A 26,874-nucleotide genomic window follows, 5' to 3' on the forward strand; every position below is an offset into this window, starting at 1 on the left:
AACACCCTTCCGATGAAATACCTGCTCTGCATTTTCCTTATCTACTGCTGCTGCGTAATCAACGCCCAATCAACAACCGGTAGTCCCTACTTTGAATTAAGTGGTAAGGCCGACTTCCCGTTGGAAAACACCACCGCTGATGTCAATATCGCCGGCGTAATTGCCGACGTAACCGTGTCCCAGACGTATGTCAATAATGGAACAGAGCGACTCGAAGCGACCTACGTCTTTCCAGGTTCTACCAATGCGGCGGTTTATGGCATGACGATGATCGTCGGGAGCCGCCGGATTGCCGGCATTATCCAGCGCAAAGCCGAAGCACGGGAGACTTATGAAGCGGCCAAAGCGGAGGGTAAACGTGCCTCCCTGCTGGAGCAGCACCGGCCCAACGTTTTTCAGATGAACGTTGCAAATATCCTCCCGGGCGACACGGTAAAGGTGGAATTGAAATACACCGAACTGTTGGTGCCCGAAAGTGGTACCTATCGCTTCGTTTACCCAACGGTAGTTGGGCCAAGGTTTACCGGAGAGAGCGAACCAGGAACTACGGCTTATGCCGCTCAGCCCTACGTGAACGGTCCGCCAACTTATGCTTTTGATATCGACATCAACCTGAACGCCGGTATGAGTGTAAGCAATATTGGCAGCCCAAGCCACCGCCTGGCGATTACCCCCAGCGGAACGTCTTCGGCGATTACCACAGACGGCTCGGAAACCTACGGTGGTAACCGCGACTTCGTCCTCGAATACCAACTCCAGGGCAAGCAAATCCAAACGGGTATGCTGCTGTTTGAGGGAGAAAAGGAAAATTACTTTCTTTATATGGCCCAGCCGCCACAGGCGCCTACTGACCAGGACTACCCGCCCCGGGAGTTCGTCTTTGTCGTCGACGTTTCCGGGTCGATGAACGGCTTCCCGCTGCAAGTTTCCAAAAAACTGCTGCGTAAACTTATTGGTCAGCTGCGGCCAACCGACCAGTTCAACGTGGTGCTCTTCGCCGGAGCGAGCCAAACCTGGCAAGCCTCTTCACTAGCTGCAACAGAAGACAACCTGTCTTCCGCGCTGACCTTCCTTGATCAGGCACGGGGTGGGGGAGGAACTCAATTACTGCGTGCTTTGCAAACCGCCTACGCTTTGCCACGCGTAGCAGAAGGATTAAGCCGGAATTTCGTAGTCGTTACCGACGGTTACATCTCCGTTGAACCGGAGGTTTTTGACCTCGTTCGTAAAAACCTGAACCAGGCAAATGTGTACTCCTTTGGCATCGGTAGTGGCGTTAACCGCCACCTGATCGAAGGCATGGCGCGCATCGGTAAAGGCCGCCCGGCCTTCGTGCTTAATCCGAGCCAGGCGGATACGGTGGCCGATAAATTTCGTCGCTACATCAGTGAGCCGGTGCTCACGGAAATGGAACTCGACTTTGGAGATAAGTTCGAGGCGTACGACATTGAGCCGACCAGCCTGCCGGACGTAAGCCGGGAACGCCCGCTGGTGGTCTTCGGAAAATACCGGGGTAAGGCCAAAGGCCAGCTGAAGCTGACCGGTTATGGTGGCTACGCGGGCCTGGAAAATCAAAACGGTATACCTGCCGATCAGATTAAGAGCGAAGCAGATACCCGTAAGCGCCAGTATACCTTTAAATTGAAAGGCGCCATAGCGGACGCTCGTAATGCCGCACTGGCCCAGCTTTGGGCCCGGGAGCGTATCCGTCGCCTTGACGATTACAACAACCTCCGCCACAACGATGCCCGGGTGGAAGAAGTGACGCAGCTTGGCTTGGACTATAACTTATTGACCCAGTACACCAGCTTCGTTGCCGTAGAAGAAACACCGGTCGCAGACGTAAACGATCCCCTGAAAACCGTTAAGCAGCCCCTGCCGCTGCCGGAGAATGTGTCTGCAACAGCAGTAGGTTTTACCCTCGGCTTCGCCGGCGTGGCTGGTCTGCCGGTTACCGGCGGTACCCCCTGGTACGCTTTTGCCATCATCGGCCTGTTGGCTGGTGCGTTGTGCTACCTTTTATACACTGTATTTGGTCGTCGCCTGTTTTTTGTTCTTATACCTTTTGCCTTGTTCTCCTTGTTAATCAGCTGTGATGCCAGCCGGAAGCAGGCGCTGGCCCGGGAAACTACACCTGAAATCCTCGAAGACCCGTTAGCCTTTGATGACCGGGCGGCGACCATCACTTTTATCCTCGGCGAAGACGAGGGCACTAATGCTTACTATACCCGTGCCACGGAGTACTTTCGTTACCATCCTCAGGAGGCTGGAGAGTACTTGGTGACTGAGCTGCGGAGCATCAGTGAGGTGCACGATTATCTGCAAAGGAACCAATCACCGGCCGGTTTCTGGCGAAAGGTTAATCTCGTGGCTCACGGTAACCAGTGGACTGGCCTGGCAACGCCGTTGCACCCCGGACAGGCTACCCGTACTTCTACGGAAGTACTTTCGGCGTGGGAGCCAGCGCGCGAGCTACCTGAGACCAGCGTGAATGAACAAACAGAAATCATCGTTCATGGCTGCAGCGTCGGAAGGGATTCTGCACTGCTGCTGCAACTCAGTCGGGTATTTGCCGCGCGCGGACATCAGTTTCCTGCGGTGGCTGCGTCGGAGAATTTCACCTTATTTCGGGAAGGGGAATACGGTATGGAGCGCCACTACGCCGAGTATTATTTTCGGGCCACTCCGCTTGGGAAATATCCGCAAAAGGAAGTGATGGCTAATCGTTTTGCCCGCCAGCACCCCGATAAGCCAATTGACTGGGATGAGGCGCTTAGTAACTCCCGCTTTACCGAAGAGCTTCAGCCACACCTTTATCAGTTCAATGTTCCGGTTTCCTGGACAAGGGTGTACCCACAAAATCTTAAAACGACGGTGCCAACCAACGAAGCCGCCTGGCTGGCTGGCGAACCAGACCTGATGGCCCGACTGGAACGCATGGGCTTGTCCCCACGCCAGTTTCTCTGGGATTTCTCCGCTGAGGATTATCAACTCGCTGACGGCGGAACGATACCGGCAGTTACGGCAAAGGGCGTTGCCCGACTGTTTTGTGTGCTGGTGCCGGTGCCGGGGGAAGACCAGATGGTTAGGGTACGATATGGGGTGTAACCCGGTATTCGCTACTTGTAGTAGCGATTGGACGCAGTGCTCTATGAGGAGAAGGGAGTGAGTGAGGTGCGGCTGTTTACCCCTTGCGCTTGTAAAGCGCTGCGTCCGATCTTCCCCAGAGGTGAAGAAGACCAGTGTCAGACAACCCAACCCTGCCGATATCCTCCCTTTGTACCCGCGTCCGCGCCCACAAAGGACTTGCCGTTTACTTGATGAAGTGTGTCGATAGCGACTTTTTGGCTACCGTTCCCTAACTATTGAGGATTATTCCTATATTTGAGGCACGATATAATCCCAGTCAGAAGCAATCCCATGAAACGAGTAATTTTTGGCAGCCTATTGGTGCTGCTGAGCACCTGCAGCCTGTTCGGGCAGGACAACAATTTGAATTCCTACAATGCCCTTTCCGCACGGGTATTGGCCATTGATCACAATATCCCGAACGAGATGTTGGATGGGGCTTCGCAAACCTATGCGCTCGAATTTGGATTTCGCCGACAGTTCACCAAACTGTTCGGTATTGCGGTGCCCATAAAAATTGGGGTGATCGATGTGGGGGAGCTTAATAATATTTCGATCTCGGGCATCGAGGCCTTAGCGCAGTTTTATCCAGCTGGAACGGAGGGAAAAATCTGCCCATATCTCCACGCCGGCTACGGGGTCGTATCTGAACGATTTGATGATGCTAACCATCAAATTCCCCTGGGTCTTGGCCTGAATTTCCGCCTTGATAAGAACTCCTGGTTTAACGTGCAGGGAGAGTATCGTATATCTGACCAGGACCTGCGCAGCAACGTAATGGCGGGTGTTGGTTACGTTTACCGTTTCAGCAGCATTGATACGGATAAGGACGGCATCGTTAACCGAAACGACCTCTGCCCCACAGCGCCAGGCCCGGCCGCCACGAACGGCTGTCCGGATACAGATATGGACGGGATTACAGATGCTGAAGACCGATGCCCCAAGCTACCCGGTTCGGCAAACCTTGCCGGTTGCCCGGATACGGACATGGATGGCGTACCTGATGTTGACGATAAATGCCCGGAAGAGGTTGGCCCGGCAACATCTATGGGCTGTCCCGATACTGATGGTGATGGCATCATCGATGCCGACGATAAATGCCCGATGGATATAGGAACCAAGGCCATGATGGGCTGCCCGGATGCCGACGGAGATGGCGTCCCGGATGCTGAAGATAAATGCCCCGCTGATCCCGGTACCGCTGCCATGATGGGCTGCCCGGATACTGATGGTGACGGCGTTGCTGATCACCTGGACAAATGCCCGGACGAGCCAGGTACCACCAAAGAAGGTTGCCCCGACGCCGACGGCGATGGTGTTGCTGACGGAGACGATGCCTGCCCCGATCAGGCGGGTAATTTCAGGGGTTGCCCGGACTCAGACGGTGACGGTGTTGCCGACAATGAGGATCGATGCCCCACTCAGGCCGGCCCGGCCGCCTCCGGCGGCTGCCCCGAAATTAAGGAAGAGGTTAAAGAACGACTGGAATATGCCGCCCGGGCTGTCCGTTTCGAAACAGGATCGGCAAAACTGATGGAAACCAGCTACATCATCCTCTCTGAAATAGGCGGAATCATGCGCCAGTATCCTGATTATAACCTTACGATCAGCGGGCACACTGACGATGTTGGCTCAGACGTAAACAACCTGTCGCTAAGCGAGCAAAGGGCGGAGGCGTGCCAAAAATTCATTGTGGCAACCGGTATTAGTTCGACAAGGATCAGCAGTGCAGGCTACGGCGAAACCCGCCCCGTGGGAGAAAATAGCTCAGTAGAAGGCCGGCGACTGAATCGCCGGGTGGAGTTTGATCTCATTCCCCGACAATAAGATTTTCGATTTTTCAGACGTTATTGAGTACTATGCCGCGACCTGCAACCTGCAACTTGCAACCTGTAACTTGAACCCTGCAACCTAAACCCTGCAACCTGAATACTATGAACCGCCTGTTGCTCTGCTTTCTTCTTGTAGCAAGTAGCTGCCTCTCCGGGCAGGTGAGCGACCCCGGCCGTTTTACTACCCTCTCTGCCCGTATGCTGATGATCGACCATCAGGTGGACGTGGGGAAGTTGGAGCGGGATATTCAGAAGAGTTATGCTATTGAATTAGGCTTACGCCGACAACTGAGAAAAGAACTCGGGCTGCTGGTCCCAATTCGCCTTGGTAACGTGGACGTAGGGGAGTTTACCAACAAACAGTTTACTTCCATTGACCTCATCGCCAGGGTAACCCCTTTTGGTACTGAAGGCGCTATTTCTCCGTACGTGCAGGGAGGATATGCTTTCCGGGCCGAAAGTGATTCCAAGCCCTTTTCCGAAGTACCCTTTGGGGTCGGAGCAGATCTTCGCCTGGGGAAAGATATGTGGTTTAACCTCCAGGTGGAGTACCGGAAAGGCAGCCGGGAGAACCGGGATAACCTAATGGCTGGCGTTGGCTACGTCATTCGATTTGGGCAACCGGATCGTGATGGTGACCGAATACCTGACGGTAAGGACAAATGCCCTGATGTTCCAGGGGTATCCTCCGCAGGCGGCTGCCCCGACGCTGACCGGGATGGTGTTACGGACAAGAACGATGAATGCCCGCAGGCCGCCGGCCCTGTCTCCACCAACGGCTGCCCCGATTATGATAAAGACGGTCTGCCCGATCACCAGGACCAGTGCCCCTACGAAGCCGGTAAAAAGCGTCTTAAGGGTTGTCCGGATATTGACAACGACGGTGTCCCCGACGATATCGACCAATGCCCCAATACCCCAGGTAGTCTGTATACTGGCTGCCCGGATACCGATAAAGATGGCTTCGAAGACCATAATGACGACTGCCCCGAAGTAGCTGGCCCTAACCGCGGCTGCCCGGAGGTGACGCCCGACATCAAAGCCCGCCTCGAAAGGGCAACTAACGAAATTACCTTTGCTCCCCGCTCAGATAAACTGACGCCTGGAAGTTTGCTTGTACTTGACGATCTGGTCGATATCCTGAAGGATCAACCCAGCTTCAAACTTACCATCTACGGTCATACCGATAACACCGGGACGGATGAGAACAACCAAAAATTGAGTGAACTGCGCGCACTTGCCTGCCGTGGGTACCTGATCTCTAAGGGCATCGACGGAAGCCGAATCTCGACGATTGGCTACGGAGGGATGCGGCCGCGGGCAGATAATAATACTACGGTGGGGCGGGATTTGAACCGGCGGGTGGAGTTTGCTTTGACGCCGGGGTAGACTTATTCCCACCCATCCTTCTCCAACCGCTCATACTTAACCTGCACCTGCGCCCTTAGCGCCTCCTGATAATCCGCCATCTTCTGCCGGATGACTTCATCCTGCGCGCCCAAAATCCGCGCAGCGAGCAGGCCGGCATTCTTGGCCCCATCGAGGGCAACGGTAGCGACGGGAATACCTCCCGGCATCTGTAAAATGGAGAGGACCGAATCCCAGCCGTCAATGCTGTTCCGGCTCTTGATCGGCACACCGATCACGGGCAGCGGCGTCAGGCTGGCCACCATGCCGGGTAGGTGCGCGGCGCCTCCGGCGCCGGCAATAACGACTTGCACACCCCGGCCCGCAGCTGCCTTAGCGTATTCGAACAGCCGATCCGGCGTCCGGTGGGCGGAAACAACCGTCACTTCGATCTCAATGCCGAATTCAGTAAGGATTTCCGCAGCCTGCCGCATGATTGGTAAGTCGGAATCGGAGCCCATGATGATGGATACCATTGGTTAGTATTTTGGTCTGTTGGTCTGTTGGTCTGTTGGTGGGGAAGCCGTTCTTTGCACTTATCCCAAGACCTTGGATATTCTTAATGTAGCCCTTTGTGCTTAATGCCTTAGTGGTGAAAAATCCTTAATGCCTTAATGGTTCAAAACCTAAGCGTTCCTAAATCTCAAAGTCCAAAGCCCGTCGCAGTACCCCACTATCCCGCTGCTTGGCCAGGTCTTTATAAGTATCCTGATTGAATTTGTAGAGAACCGCTGGCCGGTGTGCAACGTTCTGCTGACGGCCGACTTCCTCAAGAATACCCGTCCGCAAAATGCGGGTCCGGAAGTTTCGTTTGTTGAAGGCTTCCACATTCAGCACGGTTTCATACAACTGCTGCAGTTGGCCCAGAGTGAATTCTTCCGGCAACAACTCAAAACCGATCGGTTGATAGCGCACTTTTGCGCTCAGGCGACTGTTGGCCATAGCGATTATTTCGCTGTGGTCGAAGGCCAATTCCGGGAGCTCATCGAGGGAGAACCATTCTGCCTTATCCGCGTCAGACGAGGCAACTGCGGGGTGATCCTGTAGGTTCACCAACGCAAAATAAGCAACGGAGATGACCCGCCCGCGAGGATCCCGGTCAATCGCGCCGTAAGTGTAAAGCTGCTCAACGAACAAATCTTTTACGCCAGTTTCTTCCTCTAGTTCCCGCAGGGCGGCCTCTTCAAGGGTTTCGCCCATATCGACGAATCCACCAGGAAGCGCCCAACTGCCTTTAAAGGGTTCGCTTCCGCGCTGGATAAGCAACATTTTCAATTGCTTACCACCATCGTAGCCAAAGACTACAATGTCGACCGTAACGGAAGGACGCGGGTATTCGTAAGTGTACATACGTGTTGACTTTAGGATTAAGCAAAGATAGTTAGTGCGGACGAGCTTAGGTTGCCAGAACAAGCTTATTCTGCTAGTAGCTTCATTTTCAAGTCATAAAGCCGGCTTTCCAGTTGGGTATTGAAATTGCTGCCCTCCTGTCCCTGGTTCCATCTCTGCCAGTTCTTCATGGCGCGGTCGCGGGTGCTTTGGAGGGTTGGAAGCGCAAAGACCATTTCCCCGTTTTTGAAGACAAGCTCCAACAGGTCCGTTTCCCGCATGGCATCGTGATGATGGAGCGGATGTTCGTTTCCATTTTCGGTGGTTGCACTTACCATGTCTTTTCCGTCAAACTCGTTATAGATCACCCGGCCATGTGCGGTCGCCGCACCTCTTTCCATGAAGTGGAATATCCGTACGTTCAGCTTACCTGGGTTGCTCGTCTTGATCGGCGTTTCGGATCGCTTGATTCGTGGTTCCCATTCCCCCCGTTCATTCTGGATGGCGGCTAATTTGTAAACACCTCCCAGTGCCGGCTGGTCGTGGGCGGTGGCCAGGCGGGTACCGATGCCCCAGACGTCGATTTTGGCTCCCCTGGCCTTCAGCTCAGTAATCGCATATTCATCGAGGCTGTCGGAGGCAACGATTTTGGCCTGCGGGAAACCACCTTCATCCAGTATCTGCCGGGCAAGAATAGATAATTCAGCCAGGTCTCCACTGTCTAGCCGGATCCCGAGCATTTCATGTCCTCGTTCTCTCAGTTGCTTCCCAACCCTGACGGCGTTTCTAACGCCTTCTTCCGTGTCGTAAGTGTCCACCAGAAAAGTGCAGTTGTTCGGCATCGATGCCGCATATGCCTCAAAGGCATCGATTTCGCGCGGGAAGACCATCACCCAGCTGTGTGCGTGGGTACCCTTAACCGGGATGTTGTAATAACGCCCAGCCCAAACATTGGACGTAGCGTCACAACCTCCAATGTAAGCGGAGCGGCTGGCCGTAAGCCCTCCGTCGATTCCCTGCGCTCGGCGCAGACCAAATTCAAGGACGGTATCCTCCCCCGCAGCCGCTTTGATGCGGGCGGCTTTGGTTGTGATCAGGGTACTGAAGTTCATGACGGTCAAAAGTGCTGTTTCCAACAGCTGTGCCTCAATGAGGTTAGCCTCGATGCGGAGCAGTGGCTCGTGCGGTAGCACGATCTCCCCTTCGGGTACCGCGTGGATGGTTCCCGTAAACTTCATCCGCTGAAGGTAATTAAGAAAAGGTTCCTTAAACAGCGGCGTCCCGTTCGCCCCTTTGAGGCGACCGAGGTACTGCACGTCGTCGGCACTAAACTTTAGCCCCTGAACTATGTCAATGGCGAGAGCAAGACCCGCAGCCAGCGCAAAATTTCCTCCAAATGGTGCCTTGCGGTAAAACAAATGGAAGATGGCCTTCCGCTCATGGATGCGCTGATCGTAGTATCCCGCCGCCATGGTGAGTTGGTACAAATCAGTCAGCATACCAAAATCAGGACGGTAAATATGGTGGAGGTGAGAGGTCGGCAACATAGTTAGTTTAAAATTTAAGCAAAGGTATGCCCTGAATCTTATATTTGCAAGTTGGCGACTTTAATTCACCATTAAGGCATTGAGGTAACAAGAAAAAAGCAGGTAGGCAAACTTGCAAAGGAGGAATCACTCAGACTGCATGCGTGTTGAGCGTAAGTGCACAAATTATCATAGCATTTCTATATAGATCGCCTGGGAAATGCAAGGGGATCGCTGTCCTTCTTCTTAGCGTAAAACTTAAGGTCTTACTGCCTGAATGATTACTACCGTCGCAGCCATTTAGAAAACCGGTAGGCCAGCTCATTCTTTCCCTCCGGTCGGTGCCCCTCGCTCCAAACCTCCTGCCATTCCTCCGGGTCAAGCTTCGGGAAGAAGGCATCGCCGTCTTCAATATCCGCATCCACGATGGTGAGGTAAATTGTGGAGACCAACGCCAGGCTCTGCTTGTACAGTTCTCCGCCGCCAATGATGAAGGCGGTCTCCGCCTCGGTGACCGAGGGATGATTCAGCGCCTCTTCCAGACTGTGCGTTACCACAATTCCCGTAGCCGTAAAAAAAGCATCGCGCGTCAGCACCACGTTTGTCCGTTTCGGCAGCGGTCTGCCGATGCTGGCAAAGGTCTTCCGACCCATAATGACGGGATGGCCAAGCGTTGTGCGCTTAAAAAATTGGAGATCAGCCGGGAGATACCAGGGGATGTCTCCATCTTTTCCGATGGTGCCCTTACGGTCGGTGGCTACTATGGCGGAGAGTTTCATAAGGCGAAGGTATTACCTGTAGCTCCGGCTTCAGCCGGATAGTTCTTTTTTTTACAAGCTTAGTCCCGAAGGGACGTCTATCGTAATGAGGGGTGACGGAGTTGGCAACGCCAACGAGGGAACCCCTCAGCAATAACCTGCCAGCCTTGCCCCAACATACATTTATTCCAGCTCCCGATAACGCCCCTCAATTACCACGCCCACCAACTGATCTCCCCGGTACAAAATCAGATCGACAGCTTCACCAGGCTCCACAGCTTCCGATGCTTTACCCCCCTGAAGAATTCGCAGCTGCTTTCCGGCCGGGTGATCAGGCATCGCATGGTCACCAATAACTGCGGTATAGCCTTTTTGGTAAAGGTCCTTAGCGTTAAGCTGAAGGATCTGCAGGCTGTCCAACCTCCCCTTCATGGTTTTACCGGGGACCATCTTTAGCCCGCTGGCCTCAACTGTTTCGAAGGCACCGAAGGTATGCAGGTCGCCGACATCGCTGACGTAGGCGCGGGAGGTATATTCCCGGTAGTCTGGTGCCAGGCTCCGTTCGTTGAAGCGAAAACCGATGTCTACAATATACTCCCCGTCGGGGCGGACGAGGGTGCCGCCCACCAGCTTAAGATCATGCATGCCACTGGATTGGTTTTCTGGAATTGCCCAGTAATCCGCCAGGGAATAGGCTTCCTGACCACCGGTAGCGATGCCGTAAAGACCAGCGATAAGCCCCAAAAGATTGAGGCGGCGAATTTCTTGTTTTTCCGGGTCGCCGGCGTAGCCGCCGGATTCAATGAGGATGGTTCGGGTACCCCATTTTTGGAGGTTATCCCCAAAGGCTCTGGGCTCGAAATCATCGTTGTAACGTCCGATCTGACCGGGGACTTCGTCTTGCCAAACGTCGTTCATCAGCGCGATCATTTGCATGGCGTCTTCGCGCTTTTCATCGACGGATTTCTCCCAGTCATAGGCCGGTGCGAGGATGGACGCTACGCAGCCCTTCTCGGCGGGAAAGCCGGCGCTGTAGTACGTGCTTTGGTCGTGAAGGTTGAAGCCCCAGGCGGCGTCGAGGCGCTCGCGCTCACCCTTCAGCAGGCGTGCTTCGGGACTGGTCTGGCGCAGTGCATCCCGGTTGAGGTCGATGCCCAGGGCGTTGCGTCGTTGGTAGACCTCCGCTCCGTCCGGGTTCAGCATCGGCAGGAAGGTGAGGTGCAGCGCTTCGCGGATGGTTTGGCGGACGGTATCCAGTCCGTCACCGCTGCCTTCCAGCCACGAGAACAGGTCGAACAGCGCGGCGGTGGCGGTGGGTTCGTCGCCGTGCATCTGGCTCCAGAGCAGGACCTCGGTGGCTCCGTTGCCCCAGGCAACGCGCCAGAGTGGACGGCCCTCTACGGAGCGACCTGCAGTGTCGACGGTGAAGGTCTCCGGCAGGTTATTGATCAGGGGCCGAAGGTCCCGCTGTTTGAAACGGCGGGTGGTGATGGCGGCTGTTTTGTGCGCGGCGAGGCTGGCTTTGACTTCTGCCAGGGGTAAGGTAGGGTAGTCATTTTGCGAGGCGGCCTCGGACCCCGCTGAAGTACAGGAGCAGAGGGACACACAAAGCAGGAAAGGGAGGAGGAAGCGTAGCATGGTGAATCGATTGGGGGAGATGAAGATATAATAATATTTCACCCTGGGCGGTGCCGCCTCCGGCGGCGGGCGGAAATGCCGCGCTCCTGGCACTTAGCTTTTTGGTTCTTGCTTCGTTTGGGCAGCTTCTCCTTTCGTCATCTCGCGGCTGGAGACCCTTGCTTCCGCTCCTTGCCGGCGTTAACCTCGACCGGGCTCGCAGGTATAAGCCGGCGTTACTTTTATGGCTCTTTTACCCGCTTCCTGCACATGCGGCCCCGCCCAAAATCACTATTCAGTTAAGCCAATGTTCAGTTCTCGGGACGGCTTGAAAACGGTTTCATGAGGAATTTCCAGTCTGGCCAGATCCCTTTTATCCACGTATAATTTCTGCTTTTTCACGAAGGGCGTAATGTCGACGATTTTACGAATCATCTGCGTGCCAAACCGGCGTAAGATGTCTCCCTTCATTCCTATCTGAATCGCTTTCCGTTCAAGTTTACCGCCGTATGGATCATGATCCGGGTCCCATTGCAGCCGGACCTCACTACTCGCCAGCCGAGCCTTCCATGCCGCCTCCGTTTCATAAATATCAGGTTGAAAAGAACTGAAAACGGCCTTGCTGAGAATCTCCTCCCAGTCTGACTTGCGGAGGTGAATGGCCAGGACCCGCTCCTGGTCCGCTTTTTCCGCCCACCCACACCGGTACATCATCCAAAGGAAATTGGGTTTTATCCACGACATCCGGTTATAGCTGAAGGCAGGGCCGCCAAATTGCTGATGCGCAACCGCATAATCGGCAATCGCCGGCTTGTAGGCCTGGTAAACGACGATGTCTTCTGCTGTCTGGTAAGCAATGATCTGACGGCCAGCAACCGGGAGTCCCGCTTGGTACTTCAGGTACGGCTGGACCTTAATGCTGTCCCGGGCCAGCTTTTTTCCCGAAATCGTGCGCCCTTTTCGCGGAATTTCAAGCGCCCAACGGCTTAATCTACGCTGAGCAAAACCACTAACGTGTTCATTCTTGGATTGGGATAGTTCCTCCAAATAAGCTTTTGCCTCGGCCGTGCCTATATCCGCCAGTGCCCAAACGCACTTTCTGGAACAGGGCTTGTAATCAAATTCTGGAATATCCCCGGAGGCTACCTGCTCAAAAATAAATTCTGCCGTTGCCGGGTGAGCAGCTTTTTGAAAACCACTGGCCAGTTCCTCGTGTAGCTGGTGCCAGTTCATCGAAAATAGCTGTTGGTCAAAGCTCAGGATCTCCAATTCCGTCAATCCGGTTCGATCAATTTCGTAATATTCCGATACCGCTTGCGGATCACGGGGAGCGATCATTTGCTCAAACGCAGCGTGGAACCTTTGTAAATCAGCGGACGGTGTCTTCATAACTCAATCTTTCAACCAACATAATGATTTGATGAACGAGTTTAGTTGCCAGCAGCGAAAAGAAACGTCCCCTTCAACCTTTCCCTCCCTTCTCTCCTTTCTATATTTGCAACAATTCAATGCATTTTTACATCTCGAACCACAAGTTAATGTAGCTTGGCGCTAACACCTCAATAGACCAATAGAACCAAAAGTCCAATAGACCAACTTGACCCTCCTCGAACAAACAACGCTCCCCTCCGCAGGCACCATCTACGCCGACATCATCCTGCCCCTGGCCTTGCGTCAGAGTTATACCTTCTCGGTGCCCGAGGAGATGGTGACGCAGCTGAAGCCGGGACTGCGCGTTGAGGTCCAGTTTGGCCGGAGCAAACACTACACCGGCATCGTGCGCCGGCTGCACGGCGAGCACCCGGGGCATAAGGTGAAACCGATCCTGAGCGTCATCGACCTGGAACCGTTGATCACGGCTCAGCAAATCAAGCTGTGGGAATGGATGGCGAGCTATTACAGCTGCACCGTAGGTGAGGTGATGAACGCCGGCCTGCCCAGCCATCTGAAACTGACGAGCGAGACGACGATTACGCTCGGCCCGCTGTTCAGCGACGACGCCACCCAGCTCGACGATCAGGAATACATGATCGTGGAGGCCCTCACCCTGCAGCAGGAACTGACACTAAAAGACGTGCGGGATATCCTACAGAAGAAGACGGTTTACCCCGTTATTCGGCGGTTGCTTGACCGGCACATCCTCTTTTTGAAGGAGGAATTACAGGAGCGCTATAAGCCGAAAGTAGTGAAGTGTGTGCGATTCAGCCCGGCCTACCAGACGGAACCGGAACGGATCGCGGCCTTTGAACTCGTTAGCCGGTCGGAGCACCAGACGGCGGTATTATTGGAATATTTGCAGGTGTCGCGTACGCTGCCGTTTATCCGGCGGGTCGATCTGACGAAGCGCACCGGCGCACCGGATTCGGCGATCAAGGCCATGGTCAAGAAGGGTATCTTCGAATTCTACGAACGGGAAATCAGCCGCATCGGCGGGGGAGAAGAGGACACCATTTCGGCGTATGATTTGAGTGAACAACAGGTTCGGGCGCTGGCGCAGGTGCAAAGTTTTCATGAAGCGGGAAAGCCTGTTCTTGTCCACGGCGTCACCGGTAGCGGGAAGACCCGGGTGTACCTGGAAATGATGAAGGCAGTGCTGGATGGCGGCGGACAAATACTTTATCTCTTGCCCGAAATTGCGCTTACCGGTCAAATCGTCAAGCGACTGAAGAAAGTGCTGGGGGATAAAATTGCGGTCTACCACTCCCGCCTCAATAATATGGAACGGGTGGAGATATGGAAGGCGGTGCAGGCCGGAACGACTTCGGTGGTTGGTCCACGCTCGGCCCTCTTTCTACCGTTTACGAAGTTAGAGTTGGTGGTGATTGATGAGGAACACGACTCCAGTTACAAGCAGCATGAGCCAAACCCACGCTACAACGGGCGCGATGTAGGTGTATTCCTGGCGTACCTCCACGGCGCGAAAACCATCCTTGGTACCGCCACCCCTTGCCTGGAAAGCTGGGAGAATGCTAAACGTGGTAAATATGGCCTCGTCTCTATGCCGGAACGCTTCGGTGGCCTGGCCATGCCCAAAGTAGAGCTGGCCGACGCCCGCGAAGAGGACGAACACGGCAATCGTCATCCTTTCTTTACGCCTACCTTATTAAATGAGATCAAAGCGACCCTTGAACGCGGCGAACAGGTGATTCTCTTTCAGAACCGCCGGGGCTTCGCCCCCGTGTACTTCTGCCCGACCTGCGACCACACCATCGAGTGCGTCAACTGCGACGTCTCCCTGACTTACCACAAGTTCCAGCACCGCCTGCGCTGCCATTGCTGTGGCTATTCGGTTACTCCACCCGAAAGCTGTTCCGCCTGCGGCGGCCCCGAAATGAAATTGGGTGGTACCGGCACGGAAAAAATTGAGGATGAACTGAAAATATTCCTCCCCGATGCCCGTATAGCAAGGATGGATGCAGATACTACGCGTGGTAAAAATGCACTAGCGGCACTGATTGGACGCTTCGAGGAAGGAGAACTGGATATCCTGGTCGGCACCCAAATGGTGACCAAGGGTTTGGATTTCGAGCGGGTCGGTCTCGTTGGCATCATCAGCGCTGACCAGTTGCTGCGCTTCCCCGATTTCCGCGCCGATGAGCGCGCCTTCCAACTCATGACCCAGGTGGCCGGCCGTGCCGGCCGTAAGCACAAGCAGGGCAAAGTCATCATCCAGTCGATGGAACGTAATCACCCGGTCCTGACCGATGTCCTCAACGCCGACTTTCATCGTTTCATCGAGCGGGAAGCGGATAACCGGGCGCAGCACCGGTTCCCTCCCTACGTCAAGATGATTAACCTGCAATTTCGTCACCCCAAACGCAATACCGTGGAGGAGGCGGCCAAGCTGGTCGGGAGTTGGTTGAACCACCACCTTCCGGGGCTGGTGGACGGCCCTTTTGAGCCCAGCGTCGCCCGCCTGCGGACGTACTACCTGCAGGATATGGTTATCCGGGTAAAGCCTGATGGTAAAGAGCTGGGCCGGGTTAAGTCAGTCGTCCGCGCTGCGGTCGATAAGCTGGGGACTACTGAGCGGCTAAGCGGGGTGCGGGTGGTGGTGGATGTTGATCCTTATTAGTCCCTTATTCCCGGGCTACGGTCATATTTTGAGGTCTCGGGAAAGCCAGCCGCTGCGCGGCTTGTGTGGGTATCCCCGGATTACAGCCGCTGCGCGGGCCTGCATCCGGGGATATTTAAGGTTGACCCCTACGGGGTCGCAAGGTAGGCTATTCGAAATAGTGTTCTTCGTATTCTATGCCGTGAAATTCAAGGAGACGGCGAAGTTCGTCGGCGGAAGTTTCGCCACGGTGATGATCAACTTGGTTACGGACATACGGGATTAGTCGGGGTAATACTTTTGGGGTATAGGTGAAGGCTCCGTAGCCTACCTGCCAATAGTCGAAATGCGGAAATAGGCGATGAGCCTTGATGAAGTCTGAACTTGATAGTTTTATCTCCTTTACTAGGGCCGAGAGGGCTACTGCAGGATGCAGGGCGAAGACCAGGTGAAGGTGATCCTCTACACCTCCGGCTCGATAGAAATGGCACTTCCTGTTTTTTAACACCTGCCGCATTTGCAGGAAAAGGCGTTCCCGTTCGGGCTGGCCGAGCAGCGTCGGACGGCGATGCTTCGTTGAAAAAACGACTTGATAGATGATGCGGGTGTAAGTCTTACTCATAAGGCAGCTTTTAGATCCACGCGGGATCGGATGTCAGTGTAATTACTTTTACAAAGCACCAATAAGCCTGGCGAATTAAGCGTCTTTTAAACGTATACTTACGTTTATATGCGTTTACAGGCGCTTAAGACCCCGTAGGGGTCGACCCTAACTAACCCCGGATGCAGGCCCGCAGTAGCGGCCGGAATCCGGGGTAAAACACTACCGCCAGGACTGTCTCCCTACAGCAGCAGCCGGAATCCGGGGTAAAACACTACCGCCAGGACTGTCTCCCTACAGCAGCAGCCGGAATCCGGGGTGAAACACTGCCGCCAGGACTGACTCCCTGCAGCAGCGGCCGAGATCCCGGGTGAAACACCCCCATCCCAATCCCTACCACAAACGTCCATTCACCCGTTCGGGCAGACCTTCTTGCTTTAACTTGCTAAAGCAAGTTTTTAACTAGAAATCCCCCATTCAAATGCGTACAGGTACACTACCATTTTTACTCCTCTTTCTGGCGAACCTACTGGGCGCCACCGATTACTACGTTGCTAAAACCGGAGACGATCTCAACGACGGTACGGAGGGTAACCCCTTTTTAACCATCAGCAAAGCTGCGTCGATAATGGAGGCTGGAGATGTTTGCTACATCAAAACCGGCGTATACCGGGAAGTGCTGAACCCAGCCAACGGCGGCACCGCCGCCGCGCCCATCACCTTCCGGGCTTTCGGAGAAGACCAGGTTACCCTCTCCGCTACCGAGCCGCTAACCGGTTGGCAAGCACATGAAGGTGATATCTTCAAAGCTGCGGTCAATATGAACCTCGGCCGGCAAACGATGCTGTTCTTTGAACAGGAAGCGATGGATATGGCCCGATGGCCAAATAACACCGACGACGATCCCTTCACAATCGATGCGATGACCGTTGACAATGGTACCGCCAGCTCGTTGATCACAACAGACCTTCCCTCGAATATTGATTTAGCTGGTGGCTATATTTGGTATCTCGGCGCACACTCCGGCGCAAGCTGGACACAACCAATCACTTCCGTTTCCGGTAAGACGATCAATCATACGGCCAATGACATCACCCGCTGGCCCTTTAACCCACACAACCCAACTGTTTTCAGGAACGGTAACCGAGGTCGTTTTTACGTCTTCGGTGCATTGGATTTGCTGGATTATGCAGGAGAATGGTACTTCGATGACGGTGCTAACGAGGTTTATTTCCAGCCCCCAGGTAACATTGATCTATCCACCGTAATGGTGGAATACGCTGCTCGTGAACGTACCATACTCATTGAACAGCCATGGATCGTAGTGGAAGGGATGACCATATTTGGCGGAATTGTTAATCTAAAGGGAGATAATGGGATAATCCGAAACTGTGAAATCCGCCATGGGTATCAGGCCATTGATGAGTTAGGGAATACCGACGCCCAGGTGGCGGAAGGAGCTCTCCACGTTCAGGCCAGCAATATTCTCATTGAGGGCAACCTGATCGAAGGGGGATCAATGAACGGTATCTCGGTACAAGGGTGGGGTGGTGTAAGCGACATTACCATCATCGGTAATGAAATCAGGGAATTTAATACTGTGGGCAACCACTCCTCGCCAGTACGATGCCGGGCTCCACGGTCAAAAATGCTGCAGAATACCATTGTTGGCGGTGGACGGGGCGGTGTTTTTATCCCGGCCAATGATTGCGAAGTAGCCTGGAATGATGTTTCCGATTGTATGCGCATTAACAACGATGGTGGTCTGTTTTACGTCGTCGGAAACGAAGAGGATAAGAATACGAGTATTCACCACAACTGGTTTCACGATAGTTTTGGACCGGAGTACGCCGACGGCCGTTGTGCCGGCATCTACCTGGACAACGACAGCAAAGGCTACGACGTACACCACAACGTAGTCTGGAACATTAGCTGGTCGGCGGTTCAAATGAACTGGGATGCCTGGAACAACGATATTTTTAATAACACCTTCTGGAACGTCGGTGGTGCAATGGATGTGTGGCTCAATGGCCGCGTTCAAACGGGTAATCGTGTTTGGAACAACTACGCAGACGGTGGCACGTGGAAAGGACAAAGTGAGGAGAATAACCTGATTAATCCAATGGATCCATTCCGTGATCTGGTGAATCTCGACTTCCGGCCGGCGGATGATTCAGAACTGGTGAACGCTGGTAAGTTCATTGAAGGAATTACGGTGGACATCAGCGGATGGGCACCCGATATCGGTGCTTATGAAAGAGGGTGGGAACGTTGGGTGCCCGGCGCGCCACGCGCCGATGGGGTCGTCACTGCCGTTAATCCTTTCCTTGCGTCCCGCGTTCGCGCCCAAATAAGCCCAAATCCCACCAGTGGAATGAGTACCCTGAACTATACCGCTACCGCATCGGGGAATCTTGATTGGATGGTTATTTCAGTCGATGGAAGGGTGCTGCAAAGTGGGCGAAAACTTCAACTCACCCCTGGTGAACAGCAACTCCAACTCGATTTGCGATTGCTTCCGGCAGGGCCTTATGTAGTCGTTGGCAGGACCTCAGAAGGGAATTTTGCGGAAAGAGTAATCGTGCGCTAATGCGCTGTTTTCGGACATAAAAAAGCCCGGTCCTCTACTGGACCGGGCTTCTAAAGTCATCCCTATGATACTCTAAACGAGTAATTATGCCTCAATATAGGGTCATCCTAGGGTGGGGACTTAGTTTCCGAAGCTACCTTTATGAAGCGGTATCGGTTTTGGTGGGAGCGGAGTTATTTTCCTGACCGCACGGAACCTCCAGAGCTGGTGTCTGAGTCAACGGAGGGAGATCCTTTATAACGAACCGTACCGCCTGAAGAGGCCGACGCGTCCAATTCTCCAGATACATTGAGGTTGATATTGGCGCCACTGCTGACCGATGCACGGCCATTGTTAACCTTGCAATCGGAAGCATCAATACGACCAGAGCTACTTGCCTTGGCGCGGATTCGGTTCCCGGTTCCCGCAAGTTCGATTTTACCTGAGCTGCTGGCGTCCAGGTAAATGGTTTTGCCAGAAAATTCAACGCCCATAATGTTCGCTGAGCTGCTGACGTGCATTTCCAGTTCGTCACCACTAAAAGCGTCTTTAAATTCTATTTTAGAGCTACTACTCGCTTTTACGTAATCCAATTCATTCATCGTTACGTAAACGCGAATGGGCTTATGGTTACTGATGTTGGTGTTGTTGGTAAACCCGATACTCAAGCGGCCACCGGATACTTCCGTCTTAATGTATTCTTGCAGATTGCTTTCTGCCTCAACGCGGACACCCGGAGCACCTTTCCGAACTTCCACATTGAAGGAGCAGCAGGTCTGGATGCCGGAGAAGGAAGAAACTTTACGTTCTTGAGTAGTTGTATCGCCATTACCTTTCACGCGGTTGCGGTTGCCCCAGTTTTGGGCAGAGATGGCAGCGGTGAAAGCGAAAACGAGGAGTAGAGTGAAGACTTGTCTCATGGTTTAGTAGTTTGCCCTAAGAGACGATTCTTCAAGTTAAGGGTTGCACCTATTGGCATCACTCAGATTTCTTCTCGTTAAATACAATCGTGAGGCCCGCGTTTAGGTAAGTGGTTTTACCAAGATTACGACCGCTGATGACACTTCCATAGCTAACGCTAATTCCGGAGTAATGATTGATGGGCATATAACCGGTAAGTCCTACCCGGGTGTAGTCGACTTTTGTTTCCGGGAAGTTGCCAGTAAAGCCAGGTCCCATGATGTCGACGCCATCACTGGAAGATTGGTAGTCAATCCATCCATCGACGTAGAAGAAGCCCCCTGCGTAGCCTAGTTTGGCCATTAAGTTGATGGCGTTAGGCACGTCGAAGGATTCGCCTTCAATTACGCCAAAGGTGTCGTCGGCACTACCACGGAGGCTGTAACCGGCGATGGCGGTGGCAAATACTCCGGAGGTAAGCTGGAGGTGTCCGCCAATTTTAAGGTCAGCAGCGAATGCGCCGCTACCGATGGACAGTATGCCATTGGGTTCGTAACCTCCCGGTAAGGAAACGCCAGCGGAAGCGAGTCCGTCAAATTGTCCTCCACTGAAGGAGGTTGAGAAGGGGCGATAGTGTGCCATTATCGTGACGTCCTGAAGTCCGGATACTTGCTGTTCACCATTAATTGGGTCGCCTGGTCCGGCTCCTTCCGCATCGATAAAAGGTACATTAACTATAAGGTTAAGGTTGTCCGTAATGCCGTATTTGCCGTAGACGTTGTAAATGATCTGGGTGATTTTGCCGTGAACGGGGACCGGGTTAGAGAGCTCCTCGCCTACGTAAAAATCGTCGAAAGTACCGCGGGTTGCACCGGCGGTAAGTGATAGACGGCCTTCAGTGTGGAAGAAGCCATCAACAACGCCCTGGGCGCAAAGGGGCATAGAGCAGAGGGCCGCTAGAAGCAGCGTGAGCTGGGAGAATCTGGATAACATGGTATTGGTTTATAAAGAAGCAAGATAATTCTCCGGACATTGCACCCATTGCCCATAAAGAGCAACCCGTGATTGTGCACAGAGATATATACCCTACGAATAAACCATCCTTAGTGGTTTTGCCTGAGCGTTACCCAAACGCCCGTTCCACCAATTCGTCTTGCTCCTTAACATGGACCTTCTTGTACCCCGTTGCAGGTGAAGCGGTAGCAGCCCGCCCAACATAACTGAGCTTGACACCAATTGCCTCATTGTACAGGAAGTGCTCACTCAGGAAGCTCCAGGCACCAGCGTTGCGGCTTTCTTCCTGAACCCAGATCGGTTCAGCGTTGGCGTAACGCTTAAGAATGGCGTTAACCTGTGCCGTAGGTAGTGGGAAGAGCTGTTCGAGGCGAACGATGGCAACATCGTCCCGCTGATTCTTTTCCTTGTACTGCGCGAGGTCAAAGTAAACTTTTCCGCTACAGAACAGTAAGCGCTTGACCTTCTTATTGCCCTGGCCAGAGATCGTCGGATCGTCGAGGATTTCCTGGAATCTGGTGCCCGGACCAAAGTCGGCTACCGGGCTTACGGCCATGGAGTGGCGGAGACCACTCTTCGGGCTCATGTGTATCAGAGGCTTACGATAATTCCACGCCAGCTGGCGCCGCATAAGGTGGAAGAAGTTGGCAGGCATGGTGACGTTGGCCACGATCATGTTGTACTCTGCGCATAGCTGCAGGAAACGTTCAATGCGGGCACTTGAGTGCTCTGGTCCCTGACCTTCGTAGCCATGGGGTAGCAGTACGGCGAGGCCGTTCATCCGCGCCCACTTGCTTTCTCCACTTGCGATGAATTGATCGAAAATGGTCATCGCGCCGTTGGCGAAGTCACCAAATTGGGCTTCCCAGATCACCAGGTTGTCCGGGCTGGCTGTAGCATAGCCATACTCGAAGCCGAGTACCGCAAATTCAGACAGTAGGGAATTGAAGATGTGGAGTTTACCCTGGTCTTCCGTCATCCCATCGAGCCGGTTGAGCTTTTCGTGTCCGTCTTCGCTGGTGAGCACTGCGTGGCGGTGGCTGAAGGTTCCCCGGCGAACGTCCTGGCCAGTCATGCGCACATTGTGCCCTTCGAGCAGCAGCGTTGCGTAGGCGGTTAATTCGCCTAACGCCCAATCCAGCTGGTCGTTATCAATGGATTTCTGGTAACTGGAGAAAAGCCGGTTGACTTTCTTCACCGGATCGAAGTCTTCAGGCAAAGTGGTCAGGTGCTTGAGTATCTTATCGATCGTATTTGTGTCTACGCCAGTTTCGGGAGATGCTGCGAAGAATTTTTCCTGCCAATGATCGCTTTCCAACGCGCGCCAGGCTTCTTCTGGCGGTTGGTAGCGGTAGGGGATGTCTTTGTTCTTTACGTCGGAGTGGATGCCCTGAAGGCGTTTCTTGAAATCAACCCCAAGTTTCTTAGCGGCCTTTTCATTGATGTCACCGCGCTTTACCAGCTGCTCGATGTAAATCTTACGAACATCAGGGTGCTTCTTCACCTTCTGATACATCCCTGGCTGGGTGTAGCCTGGGTCGTCACCTTCGTTATGGCCGTTTTTACGGTAGCAAAGCATATCGATGTACACGTCGGAGTTGAACTCATTCCGGTATTCCACCGCGAGGCGGGAAACGAAAAGAACGGCTTCCGGGTCATCGCCATTGACGTGGAAAACGGGTGATTGGGTCACGCTTGCTACACCACTGGCGTAGATGCTGGTACGGGCATCTTTGTAATCCGTGGTGAAACCAATCTGGTTGTTGATGATATAGTGGATGGTACCACCAGTTTTGTAGGCTTCCAGCTCACTCATCTGCGCCGTTTCGAATACGACGCCCTGACCAGCCACCGCTGCGTCACCGTGGATAAGGATGGGGAGTATCTTATCGTAGTCGTTGTTGTAAAGCATGTCTGCCTTAGCACGGGCGAAACCTTCAACTACCGGTCCTACCGCCTCGAGATGGCTGGGGTTTGGTGCAAGTTTTACGTGAACCTCTTTACCACTGCGCGTCCCCATTATGCTGCTGTAGCCCATGTGGTATTTGACGTCGCCGTCTCCCCGGATGTTCTTGGGGGTCACGCCCTCGAACTCCTGAAAGATACTTTCGTAACTCTTCCCCATGATGTTGGCCAGTACATTGAGACGGCCCCGGTGAGCCATGCCAATGACGACTTCCTCTACACCCTGGTTGGCAGCCTGGTTAATGATCGCGTCGAGACCCACGATGGCTCCTTCACCACCTTCGAGACCGAAACGTTTCTGGGCCACATATTTAGTTTTGAGAAAATCTTCAAAACCAACCGCATCGTTGAGGCGGGAAAGGATGTACATTTTATCTTCAGCGGAGAGGCCATAAGCATTTTTCGGATCGTGCTTCTCAATTCGGGTACGCAGCCACCGGCGTTTTTCCCGCTTGAAAATATGATCGAACTCAAAACCCACACTGCCCAGGTAAACCTTACCAAGGTGGGCAATGATCTCCCGCAAAGAGCTGGGAGGAAGGAATAATTCTTCCGCCGCTTTGAAGGTCACGTCCAGGTCGGAGTCTTTTAGCTCGAAGCGTTCCAGGTCCAACAAGGCGTCCGGATCATCGAATTCACTGATGGGATCAATCGCCGCATCCATGTGCCCGCGTACCCGATAGGCTTTGATCAGGGCGAAAACCCGGAGTTCTTTTCCTACGTGTTGCCAGTCGACCTCCCCTCCGGCGGTTACCGGAAGTTTGTCGCTCTGCTCCTCTACGGCACCGTTACCGTTCTGGGTGGCGTAGTCGAAGCCAAGGAAGAAGTCCTTCCAGCTTTCATCTACGGATGCGGGATCAGCAATAAATTGCTTGTAAAGGTTCTCGATGTAGCTTGGATGGGCGTTGGCGAGATGGGAAAAATTGCTCATGATGATCTTTGGTCAGCACGTGGCATGGTGGTGGGAAGGCCACGTGTAATAGCTTAGCTAACGGTTCTGAACGGGCTTGGTTTTTATGTCAAGCAAAGTCAGCCGCAATATTCCCGCAAAGTTCAGTAAAAAACCTGGGGTGACCCCGGTTTTCGGGAGGTTATTTTTAAGGTTTAGGAGACATTATCTCACTGCTACTCAGCGGGCTTGCATTATAAAGTACAAAAACACCCCAATCGGGCTACTGTTTCAGCCAGTCCATTAGCTCCCCAAGTTGCTCCGCGGTCATTACTTTAGGAAATTTGATCTGACCACCTTTTTTCTTTTTCCTTTCCAGAAAGCCATACAACTCGTCGGCTTTCGCCAATTTCACTTTCACCCCTTTAAGCGCTTTGCTTCTGGCCACTTTGTAATTTTTGTTGACCTCCTGCAAGTGTTCATCAAGAAGTTTGACGGCGGTGGCTTCCTCCAATTTTCCATTTTCGATGCCCAGAACCCACTGGTGGTAATAATCCTTGCCGTCTTCGGTTGGTACAGCTCCTACGGTGAATTCTTTGACCCCGGCCCCAGTGGCTTCATTAAGGGCAGCGATCGCGGCGTTAAGCTTTTCTTCTGACAGTTGGGAACCAACCACGTTGAGCCAGTACTTAGTCCGCCCGGTGATCACAATCTCCATTTTAGCCTTATCCGTAAATTTAACGGTATCACCAATCATGTAGCGCCAGGCACCAGCTGGGGAACTGACGATCAGGGCATAGTCTTTATTTTCAATTACCTCACGATAGTCTACGACTTTAGGTTTATCCAGGATGGCACCGGTAGCGTCAAAACCGTCAGCATCGTGTGGGACGAACTCGAAATACAAACCATGATCAAGGGCGAGCTGCATCGACATAGTGTCTGGCCGGGCATTAAAGGCGTAAAAGCCCTCGCTCGCCAGGTAGGTGTCCATGATGATGATGGGGTGATCAAGTAAGGACTCGAAGCTTTTGCGATAAGGCTCGAAGGCTACACCTCCAGTGGTGTAGACGGAGAGATTTGGCCATATATCATGAATGCTGTCGAGCTTGTTTACCTCAATAACCTTACGCAGCATCATCACCATCCAACTGGGAATACCCGCAAGGGCAGCTACGTCCCAATTTGGCGCCTCCTCCGCAATGCGTTGTACCCGGGTATCCCAATCGGGGATTTTGGCAATTTCAATACCCGGTTTGTAAAAGCCCTCCATGAAAGAGGGTAGATTACTGACGTTGATGCCGCTGATCTCCCCTTCCAGCGCACCATTGTGTTCATCGAGATCCGCAGAACTGGTCAGCATCAGGATGTCTTTTTCAAATAGAGCTGCTGGCAGGTCGAAATTTGCCAGGCTCTCGGCCTGGGCCCGGCCTACTCGTTGTGTACATTCCAACATTTCATTGGTGACGGGAATACGCTTACTCTTTTTACCGGTAGTACCGCTACTCAGGGCATAGTATTCGGGCTTCCCTGGCCAGGTGATGTCGGGGTACTTTCTTTGCTGTTTCCACCACCGCTCGTTCATGTTGTTGTAGTCGTGCAGGGGAACAGTTTTGGCGTAGGCTGCGCGTATATCCTCGGCTTCCAGTAAGCCGGAGAAATTATAAAATTTGCCGAAGGCAGTGTCTTTTGCCGTTTCAAGTAAAGTCTTCAATTGCGCTTCCTGCGCGGCTAATGGGTCCGATGGCTCTTGAGGTAGCAGGTTGTGTTTGGTCTCAAGAAGCGTTTTGACGATTTGTCCGAAGAAGGCCATATTGGTTGATTGGTGAAAGGTACCTTCTGATAACCACTTTAGCAGTGAAGGTGTTTGATGGCGCGGCCGCAGGTGCAAACTAAAGGTGTTAAGGAGCAAAGTGAAGTGGTTTGGGTAACACCTTCTGCCGTGCTCTTTTATCCAAATCTTCTGCACCTGCGTCCGCGCCCAAATTAAAGAAACGGCGCTGCTGCAGAATACTCCCGAACCTGGTTGCCTGCACTCCTGTTTTAGTAAAAAACAAAATCAAATGAAAGACCAACTTTTTTCGCCCTGCGAACTGGGCAATACTAATTTAAAAAACCGGGTCGTAATGGCTCCTCTCACCCGTAGCCGTGCCATCGATAATATTCCTAATTCTCTGATGGCCACTTATTACGGCCAGCGTGCCGGTGCTGGCCTCATTATTACCGAGGGCACTTCGCCGAGCCCGAATGGCTTGGGCTACCCCCGCATCCCGGGATGTTTTACCCCCGAACAGGCCCGGGGCTGGAAGCTGACCACCGATGCGGTGCATGAAAAAGGTGGCCGGATTTTTCTACAAATCATGCATACCGGAAGGGTCAGCCATCCGGGCAACATGCCCGCCGGCGCGGAGGTGCTCGCCCCCAGTGCCGTGCCTTTCGCTGATCTGAAAATGTATGTTGATGGTAAGGGCGAACTTCCAATTCCCCTAGCCCGGCCAATGAACGTTCAGGATATCGTCGATGTCGTTGAAGAATACGCAGCAACCGCCAAGCTGGCGGTAGAGATCGGTGGCTTCGATGGCGTAGAGATCCACGCTGCCAATGGTTACCTGCTGGAACAGTTTATTAGCCCGATTACCAATAAACGTGACGACCAGTTTGGCGGAAGCATCGAAAACCGACTACGACTGGTCCGCAATGTGATGGAAGCAGTCGTTGCTGCTATTGGTGCTGACCGGGTCGGCATGCGCGTAAGCCCCTACGGCGTCCTCAACGAAATGGGCGAATATGACAGCATAGAAGAAACCTACCAGCGCCTGGCTGCAATGGCCAACGATGCAGGCATAGCCTATTTGCACACCGTAGACCACGTGGGGATGGGCGCACCCGCCGTTCCGGAAAGCATCAAACGGAGCCTTCGGGATACCTTCAACCGAACGCTGATTCTCTCTGGCAACTACGATGCAATTGAGGCAGAAAATGACCTGCAGGCCAACAAGGGAGACTTAGTCGCCTTCGGCCGCCCCTTCATTTCTAACCCCGATCTTGTGGAACGATTCCGCCAGGACGCCCGACTTCAGCTACCAAAGCAAGATACCTTTTACACCCCCGGCCCCGTCGGATACATAGATTACCCCTTCCTGGTGAAGGAATCGGTCAGCTAGTTAAAAGACAATGCTTTATTTTACTTGATAACATAATGATGCCCCTCGATCATGTGATCCGAGGGGCATCGTTTTCCAATTAAGGAACGTCATACAAATGAGGCCGCACGGTTTTGAGCA

General features: G+C 53.3%; 17 protein-coding genes. 6 read left to right on the plus strand and 11 right to left on the minus strand.

Translation table 11 applies throughout. From position 1 onward, the window contains the following. Positions 1-12 precede the first annotated feature (12 nt). The 3 genes from B036_RS32190 to B036_RS29545 all read left to right on the plus strand — a co-directional run bounded on the left by B036_RS32190 (position 13) and on the right by B036_RS29545 (position 6,350). Positions 13-3,108, plus strand: a complete 3,096-nt coding sequence (locus B036_RS32190; protein WP_020569589.1) for a VIT and vWA domain-containing protein — start codon at positions 13-15, stop codon at positions 3,106-3,108. Positions 3,109-3,420: 312 nt separating this feature from the next. Further along, positions 3,421-4,956 (plus strand): OmpA family protein, encoded by a 1,536-nt coding sequence (locus B036_RS0115200; protein WP_020569590.1) that lies wholly within the window; start codon positions 3,421-3,423, stop codon positions 4,954-4,956. A 107-nt stretch (positions 4,957-5,063) separates the two neighbouring features. Beyond that, positions 5,064-6,350: an OmpA family protein gene (locus tag B036_RS29545; protein WP_052333965.1), complete on the plus strand. Its 1,287-nt coding sequence runs from the start codon at positions 5,064-5,066 to the stop codon at positions 6,348-6,350. Positions 6,351-6,352: 2 nt separating this feature from the next. Here the strand turns inward: B036_RS29545 and purE are convergent, their stop codons facing one another. The 6 genes from purE to B036_RS0115235 form a co-directional block, all read right to left on the minus strand. Further along, positions 6,353-6,844: a 5-(carboxyamino)imidazole ribonucleotide mutase gene (purE, locus tag B036_RS0115210; RefSeq protein ID WP_020569592.1), complete on the minus strand. Its 492-nt coding sequence runs from the start codon at positions 6,842-6,844 to the stop codon at positions 6,353-6,355. 160 nt (positions 6,845-7,004) lie between these two features. Beyond that, entirely contained in the window at positions 7,005-7,718 is a 714-nt protein-coding gene (locus B036_RS34520; protein WP_020569593.1) for an NUDIX hydrolase, read from the minus strand. Between the two features lie 65 nt (positions 7,719-7,783). After that, positions 7,784-9,244 carry a nicotinate phosphoribosyltransferase gene (locus tag B036_RS0115220; RefSeq protein ID WP_044102831.1) on the minus strand — a complete coding sequence of 487 codons (1,461 nt, stop codon included), beginning with the start codon at positions 9,242-9,244 and terminating at the stop codon, positions 7,784-7,786. A gap of 263 nt (positions 9,245-9,507) precedes the next feature. Beyond that, positions 9,508-10,002 (minus strand): dihydrofolate reductase, encoded by a 495-nt coding sequence (locus B036_RS0115225; RefSeq protein ID WP_020569595.1) that lies wholly within the window; start codon positions 10,000-10,002, stop codon positions 9,508-9,510. Between the two features lie 162 nt (positions 10,003-10,164). Further along, positions 10,165-11,619, minus strand: coding sequence for a M14 family zinc carboxypeptidase (locus tag B036_RS29550; RefSeq protein WP_020569596.1), 1,455 nt, complete (start codon positions 11,617-11,619; stop codon positions 10,165-10,167). A gap of 270 nt (positions 11,620-11,889) precedes the next feature. Further along, a complete protein-coding gene (locus B036_RS0115235; RefSeq protein WP_245557477.1) occupies positions 11,890-12,987 on the minus strand; it encodes a DUF4291 domain-containing protein in 1,098 nt (365 codons plus the stop codon). Positions 12,988-13,195: 208 nt separating this feature from the next. Here B036_RS0115235 and priA point away from each other — a divergent pair, with 208 nt between their 5' ends. After that, positions 13,196-15,673, plus strand: coding sequence for a replication restart helicase PriA (gene priA, locus B036_RS0115240; RefSeq protein WP_020569598.1), 2,478 nt, complete (start codon positions 13,196-13,198; stop codon positions 15,671-15,673). A gap of 148 nt (positions 15,674-15,821) precedes the next feature. On the opposite strand, the gene B036_RS0115245 is transcribed toward priA, so the two are convergent. Further along, positions 15,822-16,274 (minus strand): transposase, encoded by a 453-nt coding sequence (locus tag B036_RS0115245; protein ID WP_020569599.1) that lies wholly within the window; start codon positions 16,272-16,274, stop codon positions 15,822-15,824. A gap of 460 nt (positions 16,275-16,734) precedes the next feature. On the opposite strand from B036_RS0115245, the gene B036_RS0115250 reads away from it, so the two are divergent. Further along, a complete protein-coding gene (locus tag B036_RS0115250; RefSeq protein ID WP_020569600.1) occupies positions 16,735-18,843 on the plus strand; it encodes a T9SS type A sorting domain-containing protein in 2,109 nt (702 codons plus the stop codon). Between the two features lie 173 nt (positions 18,844-19,016). Here B036_RS0115250 and B036_RS0115255 read toward each other — a convergent pair whose 3' ends face one another. From B036_RS0115255 to B036_RS0115270, 4 genes are all read right to left on the minus strand, one after another. Then, positions 19,017-19,742, minus strand: coding sequence for a head GIN domain-containing protein (locus B036_RS0115255; RefSeq protein ID WP_020569601.1), 726 nt, complete (start codon positions 19,740-19,742; stop codon positions 19,017-19,019). Between the two features lie 58 nt (positions 19,743-19,800). Next, complete coding sequence (locus tag B036_RS0115260; RefSeq protein WP_026232022.1) at positions 19,801-20,715, minus strand: transporter; 915 nt, start codon at positions 20,713-20,715, stop codon at positions 19,801-19,803. 130 nt (positions 20,716-20,845) lie between these two features. Continuing rightward, positions 20,846-23,632 (minus strand): 2-oxoglutarate dehydrogenase E1 component, encoded by a 2,787-nt coding sequence (locus B036_RS0115265; protein WP_020569603.1) that lies wholly within the window; start codon positions 23,630-23,632, stop codon positions 20,846-20,848. Between the two features lie 241 nt (positions 23,633-23,873). Next, positions 23,874-25,502, minus strand: a complete 1,629-nt coding sequence (locus tag B036_RS0115270) for a GH3 family domain-containing protein (protein ID WP_245557478.1) — start codon at positions 25,500-25,502, stop codon at positions 23,874-23,876. Positions 25,503-25,653: 151 nt separating this feature from the next. On the opposite strand from B036_RS0115270, the gene B036_RS0115280 reads away from it, so the two are divergent. Next, a complete protein-coding gene (locus tag B036_RS0115280; protein WP_020569606.1) occupies positions 25,654-26,754 on the plus strand; it encodes an alkene reductase in 1,101 nt (366 codons plus the stop codon). Positions 26,755-26,874: the final 120 nt, after the last annotated feature.

This window comes from Neolewinella persica DSM 23188 (assembly GCF_000373105.1).
Lineage (GTDB): Bacteria > Bacteroidota > Bacteroidia > Chitinophagales > Saprospiraceae > Neolewinella > Neolewinella persica.

What these genes read in the sequence shown, in the direction of transcription:
- B036_RS0115235 (WP_245557477.1), bottom strand. Translation starts at nt 12,987, where the DNA reads ATGAAGACACCGTCCGCTGATTTACAAAGGTTCCACGCTGCGTTTGAG.
- B036_RS0115265 (WP_020569603.1), bottom strand. Translation starts at nt 23,632, where the DNA reads ATGAGCAATTTTTCCCATCTCGCCAACGCCCATCCAAGCTACATCGAG.
- B036_RS32190 (WP_020569589.1), top strand. Translation starts at nt 13, where the DNA reads ATGAAATACCTGCTCTGCATTTTCCTTATCTACTGCTGCTGCGTAATC.
- B036_RS0115260 (WP_026232022.1), bottom strand. Translation starts at nt 20,715, where the DNA reads ATGTTATCCAGATTCTCCCAGCTCACGCTGCTTCTAGCGGCCCTCTGC.
- B036_RS0115200 (WP_020569590.1), top strand. Translation starts at nt 3,421, where the DNA reads ATGAAACGAGTAATTTTTGGCAGCCTATTGGTGCTGCTGAGCACCTGC.
- B036_RS0115220 (WP_044102831.1), bottom strand. Translation starts at nt 9,244, where the DNA reads ATGTTGCCGACCTCTCACCTCCACCATATTTACCGTCCTGATTTTGGT.
- B036_RS0115280 (WP_020569606.1), top strand. Translation starts at nt 25,654, where the DNA reads ATGAAAGACCAACTTTTTTCGCCCTGCGAACTGGGCAATACTAATTTA.
- B036_RS29550 (WP_020569596.1), bottom strand. Translation starts at nt 11,619, where the DNA reads ATGCTACGCTTCCTCCTCCCTTTCCTGCTTTGTGTGTCCCTCTGCTCC.
- B036_RS0115250 (WP_020569600.1), top strand. Translation starts at nt 16,735, where the DNA reads ATGCGTACAGGTACACTACCATTTTTACTCCTCTTTCTGGCGAACCTA.
- B036_RS29545 (WP_052333965.1), top strand. Translation starts at nt 5,064, where the DNA reads ATGAACCGCCTGTTGCTCTGCTTTCTTCTTGTAGCAAGTAGCTGCCTC.
- B036_RS34520 (WP_020569593.1), bottom strand. Translation starts at nt 7,718, where the DNA reads ATGTACACTTACGAATACCCGCGTCCTTCCGTTACGGTCGACATTGTA.
- B036_RS0115255 (WP_020569601.1), bottom strand. Translation starts at nt 19,742, where the DNA reads ATGAGACAAGTCTTCACTCTACTCCTCGTTTTCGCTTTCACCGCTGCC.
- B036_RS0115225 (WP_020569595.1), bottom strand. Translation starts at nt 10,002, where the DNA reads ATGAAACTCTCCGCCATAGTAGCCACCGACCGTAAGGGCACCATCGGA.
- purE (WP_020569592.1), bottom strand. Translation starts at nt 6,844, where the DNA reads ATGGTATCCATCATCATGGGCTCCGATTCCGACTTACCAATCATGCGG.
- B036_RS0115245 (WP_020569599.1), bottom strand. Translation starts at nt 16,274, where the DNA reads ATGAGTAAGACTTACACCCGCATCATCTATCAAGTCGTTTTTTCAACG.